General features: G+C 43.0%; 5 protein-coding genes. 1 reads left to right on the top strand and 4 read right to left on the bottom strand.

Annotated elements, in window-relative coordinates; all coding sequences use genetic code 11:
- Positions 1 to 14: 14 nt before the first annotated feature.
- Both QCQ61_RS08895 and QCQ61_RS08890 read right to left on the bottom strand, forming a co-directional pair.
- The gene (locus QCQ61_RS08895; RefSeq protein ID WP_279447280.1) at positions 15 to 19,853 is read right to left on the bottom strand and encodes an Ig-like domain-containing protein; all 19,839 of its coding nucleotides are present in this window, start codon (positions 19,851 to 19,853) and stop codon (positions 15 to 17) included.
- 62 nt (positions 19,854 to 19,915) lie between these two features.
- Positions 19,916 to 20,413: a FixG Ig-like domain-containing protein gene (locus QCQ61_RS08890; protein ID WP_279447279.1), complete on the bottom strand. Its 498-nt coding sequence runs from the start codon at positions 20,411 to 20,413 to the stop codon at positions 19,916 to 19,918.
- Between the two features lie 431 nt (positions 20,414 to 20,844).
- On the opposite strand from QCQ61_RS08890, the gene QCQ61_RS08885 reads away from it, so the two are divergent.
- Positions 20,845 to 22,455 carry a peptide chain release factor 3 gene (locus QCQ61_RS08885; RefSeq protein ID WP_279447278.1) on the top strand — a complete coding sequence of 537 codons (1,611 nt, stop codon included), beginning with the start codon at positions 20,845 to 20,847 and terminating at the stop codon, positions 22,453 to 22,455.
- A gap of 59 nt (positions 22,456 to 22,514) precedes the next feature.
- Here the strand turns inward: QCQ61_RS08885 and QCQ61_RS08880 are convergent, their stop codons facing one another.
- Both QCQ61_RS08880 and QCQ61_RS08875 read right to left on the bottom strand, forming a co-directional pair.
- Positions 22,515 to 24,422, bottom strand: a complete 1,908-nt coding sequence (locus QCQ61_RS08880) for a beta strand repeat-containing protein (protein ID WP_279447277.1) — start codon at positions 24,420 to 24,422, stop codon at positions 22,515 to 22,517.
- A 174-nt stretch (positions 24,423 to 24,596) separates the two neighbouring features.
- On the bottom strand, positions 24,597 to 24,917 hold the full coding sequence (locus QCQ61_RS08875) for a DUF3467 domain-containing protein (RefSeq protein WP_279447276.1): 321 nt from the start codon (positions 24,915 to 24,917) through the stop codon (positions 24,597 to 24,599).
- Between the last annotated feature and the right edge of the window lie 65 nt (positions 24,918 to 24,982).

Raw genomic sequence — 24,982 nt, 5'->3', positions numbered from 1 at the left:
AATTTTTGATTTCTCTATCTGTTAATATATAAATATCCATTGTATTTCGCCTGACCAGGATTATCTTCTGGGAAGGTAAGAATATAGAAGTAGGTACCGGTTGGTAATTCCTTGTTTGCTTCTATAGTTACACGTCCTTCAGAAACTCCTTTGAAAACGTTCTCAGAATCTGTAGAACCTCCGTAGCCATCTGTTTCGAATACTAGTACACCCCATCTGTTGAAAATCTTCACATTATTTTTAGGATAATCTTTTATTCCTTGTATTAGGAAGAAATCATTAAATCCGTCTCCATTAGGAGTAATACCGTTAAATATTTCAAAGGTAACTGATTCTACTAAAGGAAGTGTTACAACTGTTGGATCATCTGGTTCACCATCTCCATTGTTATCATTATTAGTTAAATCTGTTGGGTCATCAGAATCATCTTCAACAATATTACCATTTATATCCTCTCCAGTAACGGTAGCTTGGTTTACCACCTCGCCATTTTCTATATCATCTTCAGTAATGTAATAGGTTGCAGTAAATGTAGTACTATCTACTTCACCGGGCAACAATTGGGTTATTGGTCCACCTGTAATTTCAATACCAGGTAATGGATCTGCAATTGTGATATTGTAGATTGTTACCGTTCCTGTATTGGTTACCGTGAATTCGTATGAAATTGATTCACCCACATCTGATGAGCCATTATCGTTTTCATCATTGAATACACCGGTTTTTTCAAGACCAATTGACAAGTTGTTGCACACAACTGTTATTGTTGGATCGTTCTCAAGATAACTGTCATCGTCAGACTGATCAAATACTTGGTCGCCATTTGGTGCAGTTCCTTCTGCAGTAGCTTGGTTTTCAATAGACCCTGTATCTATATCGGTTTGCGTTATAGTATAAACTGCTGTGAAAGTGGTAGTATCCTCTTCTCCAGCGGCTAGAGTAATTGGTCCTCCAACTACAGCTACCATTGGGTCAACTATTAAAACATTTGTCAATACAACGTTTCCAGTATTTTTAACACTGAAGTTATACGAGATTGTTTCTCCAAGGTCTGCACATCCATTACCATTTTCGTCGTTTGGAACCCCAGCTTTAATTAAAGCAATTGAAGGATCCTGACAAAGCACGGTAACAGTTGGATCATCCTCAAACTCACTATCATCATCAGATAGATCGCTTACAGTATTTCCTAACGGATCAGTACCTGTTACGGTAGCTTGATTCTCAACAAATCCGGCATCTATATCAATTTGTGTAATTGTATATGATGCGGTAAAAGTTGTTTCATCTGTAGTATTAGGTGCCATAGTAATTGGCCCTCCTACTACGCTAACTAATTGATCGGTTATTGTAACGTTTGTCAAAGTCACATTTCCAAGGTTGAATACTTTGAAACTATAATCAATAGTTTCATCAACATTTGCACAACCATCACCATTAGTGTCATTAAGTACTCCCGTTTTTATAAGAGCAATTACTGGGTTTTGGCACACTACAGTTACTGTTGGATCGTCTTCAAGTACGCTATCGTCGTCAGAAAGATCGCTTACTACTGTTAAGTCTGGATCGGTTCCTTGTACTGTAGCTTGGTTTATTACTTGTCCTGCATCAATATCTGCTTGTGTAAGTGCATAATCTGCTTCAAATATCCAAGTTTCAGTTTCTTGAAGTATTCCATCACCGTCATCGCCTGAAACTAAAACAATAGGAACAACTGGATTTGGCGCTTCCAATAGCGGATCTGTAATTGCGATCGCACTTAAAGGAACGTTACCTTCATTTGTAACCGTGAATGTATAAGAAATAGTTTCATCAACATTTGCACAACCATCTTGATTTTCGTCGTTAACAACGCCCGTTTTCACTACTGCTATTGCAGGAGCAGGTGTTTTCTGTACAAGTAGATAAACTGTTGCTCTGTCTGTTGCCACTGGACTACCATCGTCGAAAATACCATATACAAATTGATCGGTTCCTATAAAATCTGTTGTTGGCGTATATTGGAAACTACCATCAGCATTAATAACCAACGTACCATTTGATGGTCCGCTAATTGGACTAATTGTAACGTCTACTGTTTGATTATCTCCTTCCGGATCAGTATCATTATCTAGTACATTGCCAGAAATAATTGTGTTTAATTCGCCATTATAGGCATCGTCATTCGCCACCGTGATATTTACATTAGAATCTATAATATAAATGGTAACTATTGCGGTATCACAAAGTGCCGGGGTGCCATTATCGCAAATGGTGTACTCAAAAGTATCAACTCCAATAAAACCAGCATTAGGAGTATAGGTGTAAGTTCCGTCAGGATTCATTACAACCGTACCATTGGTTGGATTGGTATTAGCGGTTACTGATATAGGATCGCCATCTGGATCGAAATCGTTTACAAGAGCATTTCCGCTTACGGGAACATCTACTAAAGTTATATTAGTATCATTATTAGCAACTGGCGGATCATTATCTACTGTTGGTCTAACAACTTCAATTGTAACGATTGCCGTATCACAGGCTATTGGGTTTCCACCATCGCACACTTGATACTCAAAGTTATCTGTTCCAACGAAATTTAGTGCCGGTGAATAAATGTATGTACCATCGGCATTAAATACTACTGTACCACTGGTTGGACCATTAACTAATGAAAACACTTCCGTTCCTGCTGGACCGTCCGGGTTCAGGTCGTTGGTGGATACATCCCCACCTACTGGTAAATTCATTAGAGTGTTGTTAATATCATCGATAGCAAATATCTCATTGGCACCATTATTTGGATCAATGCTGATATACACGGTTGCAATATCCGTAGCAACTGGTGCGCCATCATCAAATATTCCATACACAAACTGATCTGGACCACCGTAATCTGTATTTGGTGAATAGGTAAAGGTACCATCGGCATTGATCGTCAAGACTCCGTTGGTCGGACCGCTTATCGGTGTTATTGCAACATCAACAAATTGGTTGTCCCCTTCTGGGTCTGAATCGTTGTCCAGTACATTGCCCGTAATGTCCGTATTCGGCATACCGAAGTACGCATCGTCATTGGCAACGGTAATATTGCCGGCGTTCGGTATTACCTGGATGGTAACTACCGCTGTATCGCATAAGGGCGGGGTGCCGTTGTCACAAATGGTGTATTCAAAGGTATCCTGGCCTTCAAATCCTGCGTTTGGCGTATAAGTGTAAGTTCCGTCAGGGTTCATTACTACCATACCGTTGGCTGGGTTTGTGTTGCCCGTTACTGTGATCGGATCGCCGTCCGGATCAAAGTCGTTGACAAGTACGTTTCCGCTTACCGGGATATCGACTTCCGTTAAATTGGTATCCGCATTAGCAATCGGTGCATCGTTGCCCGATGTGGTATTCAATACTTCAATGTAAACGAAGGCCGTATCACACGCTATTGGGTTACCGCCATCGCAAACTTGATATTCAAATGTATCGGCACCAACAAAATCTAAAGCTGGTGTGTAGGTATAGGTACCATCGGCATTAAATACTACTGTTCCATTGGTTGGACCATTTACCAACGTGAACACTTCCGTGCCCGCTGGACCGTCCGGGTTCAGGTCGTTTGTGGATACATCGCCTCCTACCGGTAGGTTCATAAAGGTATCGTTGATGTCCTCGATGGCCAGTATTTCGTTACCGCCATTTATACTTGGATCGATGCTGATGTAAACCGTGGCAACATCTGAAGCCACCGGTGCACCATTATCTAGGATTCCGTATACAAACTGGTCCGTTCCGCTATAACCTGTGTTTGGAGTATAGGTAAACGTACCATCGGCATTGATCACTAAGGCACCATTTGATGGTCCGCTAATCGGACTGATGGCATCGACTGTCTGGGCGTCCCCTTCTGGGTCTGAATCGTTGTCCAGTACATTGCCCGTAATCTCTGCATCCAAATACCCGAAGTAAGCATCGTCATTGGCAACGGTAATATTGCCGGCGTTCGGTATTACCTGGATGGTAACTACCGCCGTATCGCATAGTGCCGGGGTGCCGTTGTCACAAATGGTGTATTCAAAGGTATCCTGGCCTTCAAATCCTGCGTTTGGCGTATAGGTGTAAGTTCCGTCAGGGTTCATTACTACCGTACCGTTTGCCGGGTTTGTGTTGCCCGTTACTGTGATCGGATCGCCGTCCGGATCAAAGTCGTTGACAAGTACGTTTCCGCTTACCGGGATATCGGTCTCCGTGGTATTCGTATCGGCATTGGCTATCGGCGCATCGTTAACTGGGCTACCTATTGGGAGCACCTCGATGTAGACGATCGCCGTATCACAGGCCACTGGGTTTCCGCCATCACAAACTTGATATTCAAATGTATCGGCACCAATAAAATCTAAAGCTGGTGTGTAGGTATAGGTACCATCGGCATTAAATACTACTGTTCCATTGGTTGGACCGTTAACCAACGTGAACACTTCCGTGCCCGCTGGACCGTCCGGGTTCTGGTCGTTTGTGGATACATCGCCTCCTACCGGTAGGTTCATAAAGGTATCGTTGATGTCCTCGATGGCCAGTATTTCGTTACCGCCATTTATACTTGGATCGATGCTGATGTAAACCGTGGCAACATCTGAAGCTACCGGTGCACCATTATCTAGGATTCCGTATACAAATTGGTCCGTGCCGCTATAACCTGTGTTTGGAGTATAGGTAAACGTACCATCGGCGTTGATCACCAAGGTACCATTTGATGGTCCGCTAATCGGACTGATGGCATCAACTGTCTGGGCGTCCCCTTCTGGGTCTGAATCGTTGTCCAGTACATTGCCCGCAATAGGAGCGTTCAAATACCCGAAGTAAGCATCGTCATTGGCAACGGTAATATTACCGGCGTTCGGTATTACCTGGATGGTAACTACCGCCGTATCGCATAAGGGCGGGGTGCCGCTATCACAAATTGTATATTCAAAGGTATCCTGGCCTTCAAATCCTGCGTTTGGCGTATAGGTGTAAGTTCCGTCAGGGTTCACTACAACCGTACCGTTTGCCGGGTTTGTATTGCCCGTTACGGTGATCGGATCGCCGTCCGGATCAAAGTCGTTGACAAGTACGTTTCCGCTTACCGGGATATCGGTCTCCGTGGTATTCGTATCGGCATTGGCTATCGGCGCATCGTTAACTGGGCTACCTATTGGGAGCACCTCGATGTAGACCATCGCCGTATCACAGGCCACTGGGTTTCCGCCATCACATATCTGATATTCAAATGTATCGGCTCCAACAAAATCTAAAGCTGGTGTGTAGGTATAGGTACCATCGGCATTAAATACTACTGTACCATTGGTTGGACCGTTAACCAACGTGAACACTTCCGTGCCCGCTGGACCGTCCGGGTTCTGGTCGTTTGTGGATACATCGCCTCCTACCGGTAGGTTCATAAAGGTATCGTTGATGTCCTCGATGGCCAGTATTTCGTTACCGCCATTTATACTTGGATCGATGCTGATGTAAACCGTGGCAACATCTGAAGCCACCGGTGCACCATTATCTAGGATTCCGTATACAAACTGGTCCGTTCCGCTATAACCTGTGTTTGGAGTATAGGTAAACGTACCATCGGCATTGATCACTAAGGCACCATTTGATGGTCCGCTAATCGGACTGATGGCATCGACTGTCTGGGCGTCCCCTTCTGGGTCTGAATCGTTGTCCAGTACATTGCCCGTAATCTCTGCATCCAAATACCCGAAGTAAGCATCGTCATTGGCAACGGTAATATTGCCGGCGTTCGGTATTACCTGGATGGTAACTACCGCCGTATCGCATAGTGCCGGGGTGCCGTTGTCACAAATGGTGTATTCAAAGGTATCCTGGCCTTCAAATCCTGCGTTTGGCGTATAGGTGTAAGTTCCGTCAGGGTTCATTACTACCGTACCGTTTGCCGGGTTTGTGTTGCCCGTTACTGTGATCGGATCGCCGTCCGGATCAAAGTCGTTGACAAGTACGTTTCCGCTTACCGGGATATCGGTCTCCGTGGTATTCGTATCGGCATTGGCTATCGGCGCATCGTTAACTGGGCTACCTATTGGGAGCACCTCGATGTAGACCATCGCCGTATCACAGGCCACTGGGTTTCCGCCATCACAAACTTGATATTCAAATGTATCGGCACCAATAAAATCTAAAGCTGGTGTGTAGGTATAGGTACCATCGGCATTAAATACTACTGTTCCATTGGTTGGACCGTTTACCAACGTGAACACTTCCGTGCCCGCTGGACCGTCCGGGTTCTGGTCGTTTGTGGATACATCGCCTCCTACCGGTAGGTTCATAAAGGTATCGTTGATGTCCTCGATGGCCAGTATTTCGTTACCGCCATTTATACTTGGATCGATGCTGATGTAAACCGTGGCAACATCTGAAGCTACCGGTGCACCATTATCTAGGATTCCGTATACAAATTGGTCCGTGCCGCTATAACCTGTGTTTGGAGTATAGGTAAAGGTTCCATCGGCGTTGATCACCAAGGTACCATTTGATGGTCCGCTAATCGGACTGATGGCATCAACTGTCTGGGCGTCCCCTTCTGGGTCTGAATCGTTGTCCAGTACATTGCCCGCAATAGGAGCGTTCAAATACCCGAAGTAAGCATCGTCATTGGCAACGGTAATATTACCGGCGTTCGGTATTACCTGGATGGTAACTACCGCCGTATCGCATAAGGGCGGGGTGCCGCTATCACAAATTGTATATTCAAAGGTATCCTGGCCTTCAAATCCTGCGTTTGGCGTATAGGTGTAAGTTCCGTCAGGGTTCACTACAACCGTACCGTTTGCCGGGTTTGTATTGCCCGTTACTGTGATCGGATCGCCGTCCGGATCAAAGTCGTTGACAAGTACGTTTCCGCTTACCGGGATATCGGTCTCCGTGGTATTCGTATCGGCATTGGCTATCGGCGCATCGTTAACTGGGCTACCTATTGGGAGCACCTCGATGTAGACGATCGCCGTATCACAGGCCACTGGGTTTCCGCCATCACAAACTTGATATTCAAATGTATCGGCACCAATAAAATCTAAAGCTGGTGTGTAGGTATAGGTACCATCGGCATTAAATACTACTGTTCCATTGGTTGGACCGTTAACCAACGTGAACACTTCCGTGCCCGCTGGACCGTCCGGGTTCTGGTCGTTTGTGGATACATCGCCTCCTACCGGTAGGTTCATAAAGGTATCGTTGATGTCCTCGATGGCCAGTATTTCGTTACCGCCATTTATACTTGGATCGATGCTGATGTAAACCGTGGCAACATCTGAAGCTACCGGTGCACCATTATCTAGGATTCCGTATACAAATTGGTCCGTGCCGCTATAACCTGTGTTTGGAGTATAGGTAAACGTACCATCGGCGTTGATCACCAAGGTACCATTTGATGGTCCGCTAATCGGACTGATGGCATCAACTGTCTGGGCGTCCCCTTCTGGGTCTGAATCGTTGTCCAGTACATTGCCCGCAATAGGAGCGTTCAAATACCCGAAGTAAGCATCGTCATTGGCAACGGTAATATTACCGGCGTTCGGTATTACCTGGATGGTAACTACCGCCGTATCGCATAAGGGCGGGGTGCCGCTATCACAAATTGTATATTCAAAGGTATCCTGGCCTTCAAATCCTGCGTTTGGCGTATAGGTGTAAGTTCCGTCAGGGTTCACTACAACCGTACCGTTTGCCGGGTTTGTATTGCCCGTTACGGTGATCGGATCGCCGTCCGGATCAAAGTCGTTGACAAGTACGTTTCCGCTTACCGGGATATCGGTCTCCGTGGTATTCGTATCGGCATTGGCTATCGGCGCATCGTTAACTGGGCTACCTATTGGGAGCACCTCGATGTAGACCATCGCCGTATCACAGGCCACTGGGTTTCCGCCATCACATATCTGATATTCAAATGTATCGGCTCCAACAAAATCTAAAGCTGGTGTGTAGGTATAGGTACCATCGGCATTAAATACTACTGTACCATTGGTTGGACCGTTAACCAACGTGAACACTTCCGTGCCCGCTGGACCGTCCGGGTTCTGGTCGTTTGTGGATACATCGCCTCCTACCGGTAGGTTCATAAAGGTATCGTTGATGTCCTCGATGGCCAGTATTTCGTTACCGCCATTTATACTTGGATCGATGCTGATGTAAACCGTGGCAACATCTGAAGCCACCGGTGCACCATTATCTAGGATTCCGTATACAAACTGGTCCGTTCCGCTATAACCTGTGTTTGGAGTATAGGTAAACGTACCATCGGCATTGATCACTAAGGCACCATTTGATGGTCCGCTAATCGGACTGATGGCATCGACTGTCTGGGCGTCCCCTTCTGGGTCTGAATCGTTGTCCAGTACATTGCCCGTAATCTCTGCATCCAAATACCCGAAGTAAGCATCGTCATTGGCAACGGTAATATTGCCGGCGTTCGGTATTACCTGGATGGTAACTACCGCCGTATCGCATAGTGCCGGGGTGCCGTTGTCACAAATGGTGTATTCAAAGGTATCCTGGCCTTCAAATCCTGCGTTTGGCGTATAGGTGTAAGTTCCGTCAGGGTTCATTACTACCGTACCGTTTGCCGGGTTTGTGTTGCCCGTTACTGTGATCGGATCGCCGTCCGGATCAAAGTCGTTGACAAGTACGTTTCCGCTTACCGGGATATCGGTCTCCGTGGTATTCGTATCGGCATTGGCTATCGGCGCATCGTTAACTGGGCTACCTATTGGGAGCACCTCGATGTAGACCATCGCCGTATCACAGGCCACTGGGTTTCCGCCATCACAAACTTGATATTCAAATGTATCGGCACCAATAAAATCTAAAGCTGGTGTGTAGGTATAGGTACCATCGGCATTAAATACTACTGTTCCATTGGTTGGACCGTTTACCAACGTGAACACTTCCGTGCCCGCTGGACCGTCCGGGTTCTGGTCGTTTGTGGATACATCGCCTCCTACCGGTAGGTTCATAAAGGTATCGTTGATGTCCTCGATGGCCAGTATTTCGTTACCGCCATTTATACTTGGATCGATGCTGATGTAAACCGTGGCAACATCTGAAGCTACCGGTGCACCATTATCTAGGATTCCGTATACAAATTGGTCCGTGCCGCTATAACCTGTGTTTGGAGTATAGGTAAAGGTTCCATCGGCGTTGATCACCAAGGTACCATTTGATGGTCCGCTAATCGGACTGATGGCATCAACTGTCTGGGCGTCCCCTTCTGGGTCTGAATCGTTGTCCAGTACATTGCCCGCAATAGGAGCGTTCAAATACCCGAAGTAAGCATCGTCATTGGCAACGGTAATATTACCGGCGTTCGGTATTACCTGGATGGTAACTACCGCCGTATCGCATAAGGGCGGGGTGCCGCTATCACAAATTGTATATTCAAAGGTATCCTGGCCTTCAAATCCTGCGTTTGGCGTATAGGTGTAAGTTCCGTCAGGGTTCACTACAACCGTACCGTTTGCCGGGTTTGTATTGCCCGTTACGGTGATCGGATCGCCGTCCGGATCAAAGTCGTTGACAAGTACGTTTCCGCTTACCGGGATATCGGTCTCCGTGGTATTCGTATCGGCATTGGCTATCGGCGCATCGTTAACTGGGCTACCTATTGGGAGCACCTCGATGTAGACCATCGCCGTATCACAGGCCACTGGGTTTCCGCCATCACATATCTGATATTCAAATGTATCGGCTCCAACAAAATCTAAAGCTGGTGTGTAGGTATAGGTACCATCGGCATTAAATACTACTGTACCATTGGTTGGACCGTTTACCAACGTGAACACTTCCGTGCCCGCTGGACCGTCCGGGTTCTGGTCGTTTGTGGATACATCGCCACTTACCGGTAGGTTCATAAAGGTATCGTTGATGTCCTCTATGGCCAGGATGGTATTGGCATTGTTTGGATCGATGCTGATATAAACCGTTGCTACATCTGTAGCCACCGGTGTACCGTCATCCACCTTGCCGTAAACAAACTGGTCTGTACCAGTATAACCTGTATTCGGAGTATATGTAAATGTACCATCTGCGTTGATCGCCAAGATTCCGTTGGTTGGACCGCTAATTGGTGTTATTGCAACATCAACAAATTGGTTGTCCCCTTCTGGATCAGAGTCGTTGTCCAGTACATTGCCTGTAATGTCAACATCTGGCATACCGAAGTATGAATCGTCATTGGCAACGGTTATGTTGCCTGCATCTGGAACTACCTGGATGGTAACCACTGCTGTATCGCATAATTGAGGTGTGCCGTTATCACAAACAGTGTATTCAAAGGTGTCTTGACCTATAAATCCAGGGTTTGGTGTATAGGTATAGCTTCCGTCAGCATTTACTACAACTGTACCGTTGGTTGGATTGGTATTGCCTGTTACGGTGATCGGATCGCCGTCTGGATCAAAATCGTTTACCAATACATTGCCGCTTACCGGGGTATCAACTTCTGTTAAGCCAGTATCAGCATTGGCGATCGGTGCATCGTTGCCCGATGTGGTATTCAATACTTCAATGTAAACAAAGGCTGTATCACAAGCTATTGGATTTCCGCCATCACATATCTGATATTCAAAGATATCCGCTCCTACATAATCAACTGCCGGTGTGTAGGTATAGGTACCATCGGCATTAAATACTACTGTACCATTGGTTGGACCGTTTACCAACGTGAACACTTCCGTGCCCGCTGGACCGTCTGGGTTCTGGTCGTTTGTGGATACATCGCCACTTACCGGTAGGTTCATAAAGGTATCGTTGATATCATCGATGGCCAGGATGGTATTGGCATTGTTTGGATCGATGCTGATATAAACCGTTGCTACATCTGTAGCCACCGGTGTACCGTCATCCACCTTGCCGTAAACAAACTGGTCAGTACCAGTGTAACCTGCGTTCGGAGTATAGATAAATGTACCATCGGCATTGATCGCCAAGACTCCGTTGGCCGGACCGCTTATCGGTGTTATTGCAACATCAACAAATTGGTTATCTCCTTCTGGGTCTGAATCGTTGTCCAGTACATTGCCCGTAATGTCCGTATCCGGCATACCGAAGTACGCATCGTCATTAGCAACGGTAATATTACCGGCGTTCGGTATTACCTGGATGGTAACTACCGCCGTATCGCATAAGGGCGGGGTGCCGCTATCACAAATTGTATATTCAAAGGTATCCTGGCCTTCAAATCCTGCGTTTGGCGTATAGGTGTAAGTTCCGTCAGGGTTCACTACAACCGTACCGTTGGTCGGATTCGTATTGCCCGTTACGGAGATTGGATCGCCATCTGGATCAAAGTCGTTGACAAGTACGTTTCCGCTTACCGGGATATCGGTCTCCGTGGTATTTGTATCGGCATTGGCTATCGGTGCATCGTTACCTGTTGTAGTGTTTAATACTTCAATGTAAACGAAGGCCGTATCACAAGCTATTGGATTCCCGCCATCGCATATTTGATATTCAAAGATATCGGCACCTACAAAATCAAGTGCCGGTGTGTAGGTATAGGTACCATCGGCATTAAATACTACTGTACCATTGGTTGGACCGTTTACCAACGTGAACACTTCCGTGCCCGCTGGACCGTCCGGGTTCTGGTCGTTTGTGGATACATCGCCACTTACCGGTAGGTTCATAAAGGTATCGTTGATGTCCTCTATGGCCAGGATGGTATTGGCATTGTTTGGATCGATGCTGATATAAACCGTTGCTACATCTGTAGCCACCGGTGTACCGTCATCCACCTTGCCGTAAACAAACTGGTCTGTACCAGTATAACCTGTATTCGGAGTATATGTAAATGTACCATCTGCGTTGATCGCCAAGATTCCGTTGGTTGGACCGCTAATTGGTGTTATTGCAACATCAACAAATTGGTTGTCCCCTTCTGGATCAGAGTCGTTGTCCAGTACATTGCCTGTAATGTCAACATCTGGCATACCGAAGTATGAATCGTCATTGGCAACGGTTATGTTGCCTGCATCTGGAACTACCTGGATGGTAACCACTGCTGTATCGCATAATTGAGGTGTGCCGTTATCACAAACAGTGTATTCAAAGGTGTCTTGACCTATAAATCCAGGGTTTGGTGTATAGGTATAGCTTCCGTCAGCATTTACTACAACTGTACCGTTGGTTGGATTGGTATTGCCTGTTACGGTGATCGGATCGCCGTCTGGATCAAAATCGTTTACCAATACATTGCCGCTTACCGGGGTATCAACTTCTGTTAAGCCAGTATCAGCATTGGCGATCGGTGCATCGTTGCCCGATGTGGTATTCAATACTTCAATGTAAACAAAGGCTGTATCACAAGCTATTGGATTTCCGCCATCACATATCTGATATTCAAAGATATCCGCTCCTACATAATCAACTGCCGGTGTGTAGGTATAGGTACCATCGGCATTAAATACTACTGTACCATTGGTTGGACCGTTTACCAACGTGAACACTTCCGTGCCCGCTGGACCGTCTGGGTTCTGGTCGTTTGTGGATACATCGCCACTTACCGGTAGGTTCATAAAGGTATCGTTGATATCATCGATGGCCAGGATGGTATTGGCATTGTTTGGATCGATGCTGATATAAACCGTTGCTACATCTGTAGCCACCGGTGTACCGTCATCCACCTTGCCGTAAACAAACTGGTCAGTACCAGTGTAACCTGCGTTCGGAGTATAGATAAATGTACCATCGGCATTGATCGCCAAGACTCCGTTGGCCGGACCGCTTATCGGTGTTATTGCAACATCAACAAATTGGTTATCTCCTTCTGGGTCTGAATCGTTGTCCAGTACATTGCCCGTAATGTCCGTATCCGGCATACCGAAGTACGCATCGTCATTAGCAACGGTAATATTACCGGCGTTCGGTATTACCTGGATGGTAACTACCGCCGTATCGCATAAGGGCGGGGTGCCGCTATCACAAATTGTATATTCAAAGGTATCCTGGCCTTCAAATCCTGCGTTTGGCGTATAGGTGTAAGTTCCGTCAGGGTTCACTACAACCGTACCGTTGGTCGGATTCGTATTGCCCGTTACGGAGATTGGATCGCCATCTGGATCAAAGTCGTTGACAAGTACGTTTCCGCTTACCGGGATATCGGTCTCCGTGGTATTTGTATCGGCATTGGCTATCGGTGCATCGTTACCTGTTGTAGTGTTTAATACTTCAATGTAAACGAAGGCCGTATCACAAGCTATTGGATTCCCGCCATCGCATATTTGATATTCAAAGATATCGGCACCTACAAAATCAAGTGCCGGTGTGTAGGTATAGGTACCATCGGCATTAAATACTACTGTACCATTGGTTGGACCGTTTACCAACGTGAACACTTCCGTGCCCGCTGGACCGTCCGGGTTCTGGTCGTTTGTGGATACATCGCCACTTACCGGTAGGTTCATAAAGGTATCGTTGATATCCTCGATGGCCAGGATGGTATTGGCATTGTTTGGATCGATGCTGATATAAACCGTTGCTACATCTGTAGCCACCGGTGTACCGTCATCCACCTTGCCGTAAACAAACTGGTCAGTACCAGTGTAACCTGCGTTCGGAGTATAGATAAATGTACCATCGGCATTGATCGCCAAGACTCCGTTGGCCGGACCGCTTATCGGTGTTATTGCAACATCAACAAATTGGTTATCTCCTTCTGGGTCTGAATCGTTGTCCAGTACATTGCCCGTAATGTCCGTATCCGGCATACCGAAGTACGCATCGTCATTGGCAACGGTAATATTACCGGCGTTCGGTATTATCTGGATGATAACTACCGCTGTATCGCATAAGGGCGGGGTGCCGTTGTCACAAATTGTATATTCAAAGGTATCCTGTCCTTCAAATCCTGCGTTTGGCGTATAGGTGTAAGTTCCGTCAGGGTTCATTACTACCGTACCGTTTGCCGGGTTTGTGTTGGCCGTCACGGTGATCGGATCGCCGTCCGGATCAAAGTCGTTGACAAGTACGTTTCCGCTTACCGGGATATCGGTCTCCGTGGTATTTGTATCGGCATTGGCTATCGGTGCATCGTTACCTGTTGTAGTGTTTAATACTTCAATGTAAACGAAGGCCGTATCACACGCTATCGGGTTACCACCGTCACAAATTTGGTATTCAAAGATATCTGCACCTACAAAATCAAGTGCTGGTGTGTATATGTATGTTCCATCGGCATTAAATACCACGGTACCACTTGTTGGACCTGTTACTAATGTGAACACTTCCGTTCCAGCTGGACCGTCTGGGTTCAGGTCGTTTGTAGATACATCGCCTCCTACCGGTAGGTTCATAAAGGTATCGTTGATGTCCTCAATGGCAATAATGCAATTACTCAATATATCAACCACAACTTGGGCTGTACAATTATTAGCGTCAAGCACATCAATAGTATGTGAACCCGCAGTTAAATTATTAAATGTTCCGGAAGATTGATAAGCTCCACCGTCTATTCTATATAAATAAGGAATTGTTCCTCCACTAGCCTGTACTGTAACAGAACCTAGTCCATTACAAACAATATCCGTTTGAGAAGTTATGGCAAGTGTAAGTCCTGAAGCAGGTTCTAATACTGTTGCACTATTGGTTGCCGTGCAACCATTAATATCGGTTATAGTTACTGAATAAGTTCCAGCGGCTAAATTGATAATATCTTCTGTTGTAGCACCATGACTCCATAAAAAAGAATACGGAGCTGTTCCTCCTGAAACAGTTAAATCTACTGAACCTGTATTTTCGCCAAAACACTTCACATGAGTTACGGCCACCCCAGAAGTCAGAACATTAGGCTCATTTACAATAGTTGAAGCAGTTACGGTACATAAAGTAACCGTATCTGTTACAACAACAGAATACGATCCCGCACTTAATCCTGAAATAGATTGCGTTGTTTGTCCTCCTGGAGACCATAAATATGTAAATGATCCGGATCCACCAGTTACAGAAACTGTTGCAGTACCATCGCTATCACCATTACAAGTTACTGAAGTTGAATTGGCAACTGCCGCCAAACCTCTACAAGTACCAGGATTCACGGTAGTTGTGGCCACAGCCGTACATCCATTAGCATCTGTAACAGTTACAGTATAAACGCCAGCACTTAATCCCGTAATAGTTTGCGTAGTTTCTCCGCCTGGGCTCCAGCTATAAGTATATGGTGGAGTTCCGCCAACTGGATTAGCAGTTGCAGTACCATCACCAGTGGCTGGTCCACTTTCATCTGTAGATGTAGCAGACACTGATAGTGCAGACGCAGGTTCGGTTATAGTTATGCTCTGCTGTTCTGGTTGACAAACTGTACCATCAATAGTTACGCTTACAGTATAAATACCAGAACCAAGATTGTTTACAGTACTAGTTGTAACACCAGCATCTACCTGAGGGGGTGTGGTATCCCAAGTAAATGTAAATAATGCTCCAGGGTTTGAAGCGGAAGTAGCACTTACTGAAGCACTACCAGTAGTATCGCCAGTACAAAGCACATTGGTTACCTGATCTATCGCAATAATAGCATCACAAGTGTTATCGCAAATAATTACCACACCTTGATTTAGTTCACATCCATTGGAATCGGTCACAGTGACACTATGTGTGCCAGCGGGCAGGTTAACGGCAGTAGCAGTTGTTTGATTTCCGGCACTTGCGCTCCATAAATATGTATAAGGAGAAACTCCTCCAGACGGACTTGCTGTGGCTTCCCCATCATTACAACCTTGTCCTGTTGTTGCATTTTCTTTGGTAATTATTATACTAATAGGATTTGCTGGTTCGCTAATAGTAATTGAATTTTCTGTAAGTGTACAACCATTGGCATCAGTTACCGTTACGCTATATACTCCAGCCGGAATACCTGATAAGTCTTCAGTCGTAGCTCCATTACTCCAATTGTATTGATATGGTATGGTACCACCAGAAACAGTTATATCTATTGATCCAGTAGAATTACCATAACATAAAACGTCTTGAACCGAGTAAGTTAGTGATAAGGCAGACGCAGGTTCAAGTACGGTTGCACTATTAGATGTTGTACAACCATTAGCATCTGTAATGGTTACCGAATAAGTACCGGCAGTCAAATTAAATAAATCTTCTGTTGTCGCTCCATTATTCCATAGAAATGAGTAAGGTTGGGTTCCTCCAAGGACAGTTAAATCTAACGACCCATTATTACCTCCAAAACACGAAACACTTGTAATAGCTATACCTGAACTTAAAATATTAGGTTGACTAACCGTTGCTGTAGCATCAACTGTACATAAAGTAGTCTGGTCTGTAACCGTAACAGTATAGTTTCCAGCGGAAAGACCGGTGATTGTTTGAGTCGTTTCACCTCCAGGACTCCATAAATAGGTAAATGGTCCTACCCCGTTACTTACTGAAACAGTAGCAGACCCATCACTACTTCCATTACAAGAAACAGGGGTTGAAGAAGGGTTTGCACTTAAATTATGGCAAGATCCAGGATTAACCGTGGTTGTTGCCGTTTCTGTACAACCATTTGCATCTGTAACTGTTACTGTATATATTCCAGCACTCAATCCTGTAATTATTCTAGTAGTCTGACCGCCCGGGCTCCAGCTATAAGTATAAGGTGGTGTACCACCTGAAGCATTTGCCGTAGCAGTTCCATCGCCAGTACTAGGACCACTTTCATCGGTAGAAGTAGCAGTAACATTTAATGCATTTGAAGGCTCATTTATTGTTACGCTCTGTTCTACAGGGAGACAAACGGTTCCATCAATCGTTACACTCACCGTGTAAACGCCACTTGGCTGATTGGTAATTGTACTGGAGGTTACACCACTATCTATCTGTGGAGGCACGGTATTCCAAGTAAAGGTAAATACTGCCGTAGGATTTGCCTGCGAACTGGCCGAAACTTTCGCCATACCAGTGGCATCTCCCTTACATAATACATGAGTAACATTATCTATATCAATTACTGCATCACAATCATTTATACAATCTATAACAACACTTTGAACAACGGTACAACCGTTTGCATCTGTAACCTCAATCTGGTGCGTTCCTTCAGGTAAATTGACTGCCGTGGCAGTAGTTTGGGAACCTGCACTCACACTCCATTGATATGAAAATGGAGGAACTCCTCCACTAGGACTGGCAGTAGCTTCCCCATTGTTACAAGCACCAGATGTAGAGGCGTTTTGTTTGGTGATTTGAATCACTATATCATCAGGTTGTGTAAGAGTTACTGAAATAGACTCAGTATTTCCTATAGCATCCTCTACCTCAACTACATATATTCCAGCGGTTAGGTTATTAAATGTTGCACTCGACTGTTGTGTGCCTCCATTTATTGAATATAAATAAGGTTGCACCCCTCCAGTAGCCTCAACGGTTATGGAACCAGTGTTATCGCCATAGCATAATATATCAGTTTTCGACTGTAGCGTAAGCTCTAAATCTGAGTAACAATTAGCTTCTACATTTACTCCTCCTGCAATTACCCATGATTGTCCGTTAACGCTTTGTCCGTTTTGATTATTTCTTGTATCAACCGTAATTGTAACCTGTGTGATATTACCAGGAACATCTTCTAAAGTTATAGAAGGAATAGAAAGGCAACAAGTTCCTCCAGGCAAGTTTGAGTCTGGCCCGTATATAATTGTCTGATTTGAAACTGAACCTGCAGTAGCTCTAACAAGAAGGTATCTTCCATCATCTGTTACTTCTGATATTGGCGTTTCTACCAATAAATCTCGTGGACCCGAAAATGTAGGTATATCTATAGTAAAGTTAACTATATTATTATAACCACTTAAACTTGTAAATTTCCCTGAATTTGAAGTAGCGTTAGGAACATTTCGGAAAGCATACACCACCACAGATTGAAGTTTACATCTATTGGCATTATCAGTATATGTTATACTACTTGTACTTCCTACTATAAGACCTCGATACACCCATACACTAGAACTAGAGCCAACAGGCACTGACCTTTCAAGGGTATGTGGATTTCCTAATGCATCCGTAAACTGTAGCGTTGCTCCAGGGTTGTTATCTTTGTAAACTATTTCAACTGCATATTGGTATACATTTGATGGATTAGGAATATTGGCAACAGTTGTAGCGTTACAATTTGCATTATAGCCATACTCATCTACAATTTTGTCATCGCCGCATTCAAAATTCCAATCCTCTATGTCGCAGTAAACCGAAATAGTTTTTTCAACAGTACAACCATTAACATCTGTAACCACAACACTGTAAGTTCCTGCAGCTAATCCAGTAGCAGTTTGGGTGGTTTGACTTCCTGCATTTGCACTCCAAAGATACGTGTAAGGTCCTGTTCCATTTGTGGGAGTTACAGTTGCTTCACCATTATTACAATTGCCTGAAGAATTGGCATTTACTTTTTCTATTGTAGCCGCCACCTTATCATGTAGCGTTATGGTTTTTTCATCTGTTACTGAAGGCAAGGTACAACCGGAAGCATATGTACTCGTATAAGTTGCTTTGGCTCTAAAATTACCTTCAAACGCACCACCCCCAGTATATACATAGGTGCCGGTTGCTTGATTGGAAACTCCTACTGAAACATTATTTAAGAAAAACTCCCACTGCACATTACCTAATGGCGGGCTGCAATCACCCGAAGAGAAATTGGCGCTGTAATTAACAGAGTTATCACAACTTACCTGATCAATAGAAGCTGTTACTGATGGACATGGAACACAGACATCTGGGTTTGTTAAATTCAAAGTAACAGGATCACAGTCGCTGTCCTCATACTTTACTACCGTACTATCAGGATTTTGAGTGCCACAAACACTTGAGTTTGTAGCAACAAGAGAATATTTTAAAAATAATGACTCTGTAGCGATTTTTGGAACATCCCAAAAGATTTTATCCTCAGGCCCACTAAGGGTTACGGTACCTTTATTTGTAGAAATAGAACCGGGAACAATAGTAAATCCAGGTGTAATAGTAGTAGTTAAAAATTTCTGTCCGGGAAGCTGGATAGCAGCATAGTTTAAATTACCAAAAATATCCATATAAATATCAGATAAATCGGCATTTACTTCTGTATGATATGCACCCGCATTTTGTATTTGATCTAAGGTATTTAATGCTATTGTTTGTTCATTACAGCAAATTGCTCCTGTTAAACCAATAGTAAATACATTTTGCGGATACGGAACGCCACTTTTGGTTATAGACCAAGCAGCTTGACCAGCAGCGATAGCTCTTTGTTGGCAAATTGTATTAGGCGAAGTAGTACTACAACTATTACCGTTATTGTCGCGGTTCGCTACTCCATCGGTAAGCAAGATTATACTTCTTGAGGTTTCACAATTAAATGTACCTCTAGAATTAAGTTCGGCTCTGGCTTTTACAAGCGCATCCTCAATATTAGTTGTACCTCCAGTTACCAAAGCGTTAATTTTGGCGATGGCTAATGTTTTATTAGTGGTAAGTTGCTGGTCAACTGTCGCAGAACTTGAATACGAAACTAAGGAAACTTTATTTAGACCAGTAGGGTTATTCTCTGGCTTAAACAATTCATTCACAAAATCAATAGCTGCATCTTTGGCATATGCTATTGGCTTTGGGTTATTACCGTAGGACATACTACCCGAACGGTCTATTATCAATACAACTTCTTGCGGTTTTTTTGATGCAACACCGTCTACATCTATATTAATATCAAAAACGTTACATGTCGTGGTATTTGCAACCCTAGTTTTAACAACATCAAGTGATGGTTGCTGTCCAAAAAAGGTGAATGACGAAAGAATTACTAATAAGAAAGTAATTTTCGATAATTTTTCAACCAATATGTCTCTAAAGTGTAGTTGTTTTTTCATAAAAAATAATTTTGGCATTAACCCATACTATTTATAGTATTCCTTTTCAATATTTTTTTGTCCTATCCTTCCGAAGGCTCTGGAACATAAACTCGCAATGTAGTACTCGATGACGGCTCGGCACATTCGCTTCCCTTTGCAGAAATTTTTATACAACTCCAAACATTACTCGGGGTGCGTGCCGGTACCGATACGTATATTTTAAATTTACGAGTTTCCCCGGCAGCCAGTGTAAGTGCGTTATTAGCAACACTTGCATTCGCACTGCTCTTTACAGCAACATTTAATGCAACATTGGGAGCCGAAGTTTTATAAGCATCATTAGCACAAGACTCTTCTAAATTTGTTGATGAAATAATATATGTTACCTTTTTGGATGAAGTATTTGTTAGTACCATATTAAAGGTAGCACCATCCTCTGTATATGCAGATTGCGCATTTCTATCCTTTTCTACTGATAAAGTTGCATTACAATTTTGTGCCGAAACAAAATTTATGTTTAATACAGCAACAAAAATTACCAGCATTAATCCCTTAATTATTGTTGATAGTTGATACATATATTCAGTTTTAAATTAATTGTTATTTAGTTTTTGATACATATTATTTAAACAGTTCTCGCCCTGTTAACAATCAAATATACAGTGGAAAAATCGTAAGGAATGCTTTACAAACAACTATTAGTTAAAATGTTCCAAATAGTCGGCAAACTGCATATTCCACGCTAAATCTCAGTAATTTAACCCCGTAAAAACATACGTAGTAACACGTACACTCCCTAAGAATAGACCGTTTCGGCGCATGCGATTTTTACGAGCACTCCCTTTTACGTTTCCTGATTACCCAATTTTTAAACTTGCAAAAAACAACTTTTGAAGTTGCTATTAATTCAACTTAAATTAAATCTTTTGTGCAGAAAATTTATTTGATACTTCTAAAGTTTCTAACTCGAATTACAAACTTTATCTTTGCAACTTATTGAGAAAAATATATGACTGTTAAAAGCGAAATAAAACGCAGAAGAACTTTTGGGATCATTGCCCACCCAGATGCAGGAAAAACAACACTAACTGAAAAACTTCTTTTATTTGGAGGAGCCATTCAAGAAGCCGGCGCCGTAAAGAACAATAAAGTAAAAAAAGGCGCTACCAGCGACTTTATGGAAATTGAGCGCCAACGTGGAATTTCGGTGGCAACTTCGGTTTTAGCTTTTGAATACGAAGGCTTTAAAATAAATATATTAGACACTCCCGGCCACAAGGATTTTGCTGAAGATACTTTTAGAACCTTAACTGCCGTAGATAGTGTAATTGTTGTGGTTGATGTGGCTAAGGGCGTGGAGGAGCAAACTGAAAAGCTTGTTGAAGTTTGTAGAATGCGCAATATTCCCATGATCATTTTTATCAATAAATTAGATCGTGAAGGTCGCGATGCATTCGACCTACTTGATGAAATTGAACAAAAGTTACAGCTCCGCGTTACCCCATTGAGTTTTCCTATTGGAATGGGCTACGATTTTAAAGGTATATATAATGTATGGGAAAAAAACATAAACCTCTTTAGTGGTGATAGCCGTAAAAACATTGAAGAAACCATTGAAATTGAAGACCTAAGCAGTGCCGAACTCGATGAGTTAGTTGGTGAAAAAGCAGCCAATACATTACGAGAAGAGTTAGAGCTCGTTCATGAGGTTTACCCAGATTTTAATCAGGAAGAATACCTGAATGGCGAACTTCAACCGGTATTTTTTGGATCGGCGCTTAATAACTTTGGCGTTCGCGAATTGTTAGATTGTTTTGTTGAAATAGCTCCTACGCCACGCCCCAAAGAAAGCAGTACGCGTGTAGTTTATCCGGACGAAAAAGACTTTTCGGGTTTCGTTTTTAAAATACACGCCAACATGGATCCCAAACATCGCGACCGTCTGGCATTTATTAAAATTGTTTCTGGTGTCTTTGAAAGAAATTCGCCTTATCTACACGTTCGCAATGGTAAAAAAATGAAATTTAGCAGCCCCAATGCCTTTTTTGCCGAAAAAAAACAAATTGTAGATGTTTCCTACCCTGGCGATATCGTTGGACTTCACGATACAGGCAACTTTAAAATAGGCGACACACTTACTGAAGGAGAAGAAATGCATTATAAAGGTATTCCTAGCTTTTCACCCGAACACTTTAAATATATTAATAATGCTGACCCGATGAAAAGCAAGCAGCTCGAAAAAGGGATAGACCAATTAATGGATGAAGGTGTGGCGCAACTCTTCACTCTAGAGTTAAACGGTAGAAAAGTAATTGGTACCGTGGGCGCGTTACAGTTTGAAGTAATTCAATACAGATTAGAGCACGAATACGGCGCAAAATGCAGCTACGAAAACTTAAATGTACATAAAGCCTGCTGGGTTGAAGCAAAAGACCCCAAAAGTGCAGAGTTTGCGGATTTTAAAAGAGTAAAGGCAAAATTTTTGGCCAAAGACAAACGCAGCCAATTGGTTTTCTTTGCAGATTCATCGTTTACATTACAAATGACACAGTCTAAATACCCGAATGTAAAACTGCATTTTGTGAGTGAGTTTGAGAAAAGCACTAAATTAATAGGATAACTAGTAATAATTTTTTAAAAGATCTACTTTAAAACTATTGTTCCTTTATATCTGTCAATCTAACTTTTACTCAACAAGGTAATATTCAAGGATGCATCAGACAGTCTTGCTTGCTGTCCATCAGAATATATATACAATCTTAGCACATCATTCTGATTAAAATAGGCGATTCTTGTGTACAACATGGTCCATCTATTCCCAGAATTGGTCTGCCAAATTCCATCAGGGATATCTGCATTTGAAGTGTGAACAGCTTGGAAAACATTCCGAGAAACACTACCATCAGTTAGTCTTATACTAGATTTAATTAAATACGTGCCACTTACAGGTATTGTATATGTATTGTTAGTCCCGTTCCAAATACCACCACCAATATTAGTAGAAGTATTGGGCAATGGCACTGTATTAAAGCCACTTGCCGTAATTGTAGCATTTACGGATCCACCACTCCCATTACCTAATGATCCCGTATAAATAACCACAGGAGCGGCTCCGGGAACTGTAACCACATTACCCGTAGCATCAACCCCTATCGTTGCTCCTGTAGCTACAGGGGAAGCAGAAGTAAGTCGTGTTAACTTCAGACCAGATGTATTCGCAATTGTACTATAAACTTCGAGTTTTGCGGAAGGATTAGTAACTCCAATACCTACATTAACTGGTGGACTTACTGAACCTAAAACTAAACTATTATTCGTACTAACAATAGCGTTGTAACCTATAGCAGTTGCATTGGTCAAGTTTTCTGAAGCAACATTAGATAAATAACCAATACCTGTATTATTGTTTCCACTTATATTATCATCAAGCGCAGAACCACCAATGGCAACATTTCCCGATCCTGTAGTGTTAAGACGCATAGCATAATTACCCGTTGCATTATTATTAGAACCAGTAGTATTTTTATTTAATGCACGAGTACCATTTGCTGTATTCTGAAAGCCCGTTGTATTATCCAATAAAGACTCCATACCACTGGATGTATTACGATAACCGGTTGTATTCGAGAGAAGTGCTTTTGATCCCATTGCAGTATTTTCATTCCCCGTAGTATTTCTAAGTAGAGCCGCTCTTCCATTGGCGGTATTTTCTCTTCCAGAAGTTTTAGCTTGTAGTGCTATAGCACCGGTAGCCGTATTGTTATATGAATTATTATTTTCGAGAGCTCCATAACCTACGGCCGTGTTTTCTTGATTATTAATATTGTTTTTTAAAGCTTTAAACCCCACTGCCGTATTATAACCTCCAGAAGTATTGCTCCGAAGGGCCGTGTATCCAATCGCTGTATTATGCGTACCATTTATATTATTTTCGAGAGCATAGGCTCCAGCACTTGTATTAGCAAATCCGCCAAGGTTATAATGCATAGCATATCTACCAATAGCTGTATTATTATCTCCATTGCTATTTGTTAATACGCCAAAACCAACCCCAGTGCTACCATAAGCACTAGTATTGCTTTGTAATACGTTTATCCCAATAGCTGTATTATCAATTGCATTACTAGTAAGTGTTGCTGAAAGTGCTCCTAGACCAAAAGCAGTGCTTTTCAAAGCCAATCTTCCAGCCAAGGCGTTATTTCTTTTAAAAACTAAATCCTGATTATCCGTGGTACCAAGAAAATTTGTAGTCTGATCTGTTCCAGCGTTACCTGATGTATCCCACTTATTTTCAATCATATTAGTAGTGGCCACAAGCATCCATTTAGCACCACTCCAATAGTAGTAGCCAGGCACTACATCGGCTGCAGTATTTGTGTTATATAGCATTAAACTTGTTGCAGGTGAGGCAATGGTAGTTACATCAGTAGTGGAAAGCAATGCTACTCTCGGAATTAAAATACCTTCGTTGTCCGAAGTAATATCTAATACTGAAGAGGGATTAGGACTAACAGTGCCAATACCAACTTGAGCATAATTTGAGAATGACAAAATTAAAAAGAACAAGAAAAAAGTAATGTTTCTCATGGAAGTAGGTTTTATTGAAATAGAGTGTAAATATAGACAAACTTTCGTATTGAATTAGATGAATAATTACTTTACTCTTCTCCAAAAAATAAAGACATTACCTGCCAAAATAAATAACCCCTTTAGCATAGAAAATGCTAAAGGGGTTATTGAAAAATTTATTTAGATACCTTATTACGCTTCCCCCGTAGGGCCAAAGTTTAAAGGAATGGGCGGTTGCTCATAATCCTTTATTTCGCCATGGGCGTTTTCAAAGCGTTTAACGTTGTCATTCAATGCTTTTAAAAATCGTTTAGCATGTTGAGGGGTTAAAATAATTCTAGACTTCACCTTGCTTTTAGGTATTCCGGGCATAATGGTAACAAAATCTACCACAAACTCAGAAACTGAATGATTTATTATAGCCAAGTTACTGTAAATACCTTGTGCCACATCGGCGTCCAGCTCAATGTTTATCTGATTTTGCTTTGGTTTTTCTTTTTTTTGATCAGCCATTTTTTTTATGTTACTCCCGATAGAATCGAGATTAGACGTTAAATCGTTTTAAAATATAATTGTAG

The sequence above is a fragment of the Aequorivita marisscotiae genome, from assembly GCF_029814825.1.
GTDB classification, from domain to species: Bacteria; Bacteroidota; Bacteroidia; order Flavobacteriales; family Flavobacteriaceae; genus Aequorivita; species Aequorivita marisscotiae.
The sequence above is the reverse complement of the archived record's forward strand: the minus strand, read 5'-3'. Positions and strand labels throughout refer to the sequence as shown.

Excerpts from the sequence above, each read along its gene's own strand:
- QCQ61_RS08895 (WP_279447280.1), bottom strand. The coding sequence starts at position 19,853 with ATGAAAAAACAACTACACTTTAGAGACATATTGGTTGAAAAATTATCG.
- QCQ61_RS08890 (WP_279447279.1), bottom strand. The coding sequence starts at position 20,413 with ATGTATCAACTATCAACAATAATTAAGGGATTAATGCTGGTAATTTTT.
- QCQ61_RS08885 (WP_279447278.1), top strand. The coding sequence starts at position 20,845 with ATGACTGTTAAAAGCGAAATAAAACGCAGAAGAACTTTTGGGATCATT.
- QCQ61_RS08880 (WP_279447277.1), bottom strand. The coding sequence starts at position 24,422 with ATGAGAAACATTACTTTTTTCTTGTTCTTTTTAATTTTGTCATTCTCA.
- QCQ61_RS08875 (WP_279447276.1), bottom strand. The coding sequence starts at position 24,917 with ATGGCTGATCAAAAAAAAGAAAAACCAAAGCAAAATCAGATAAACATT.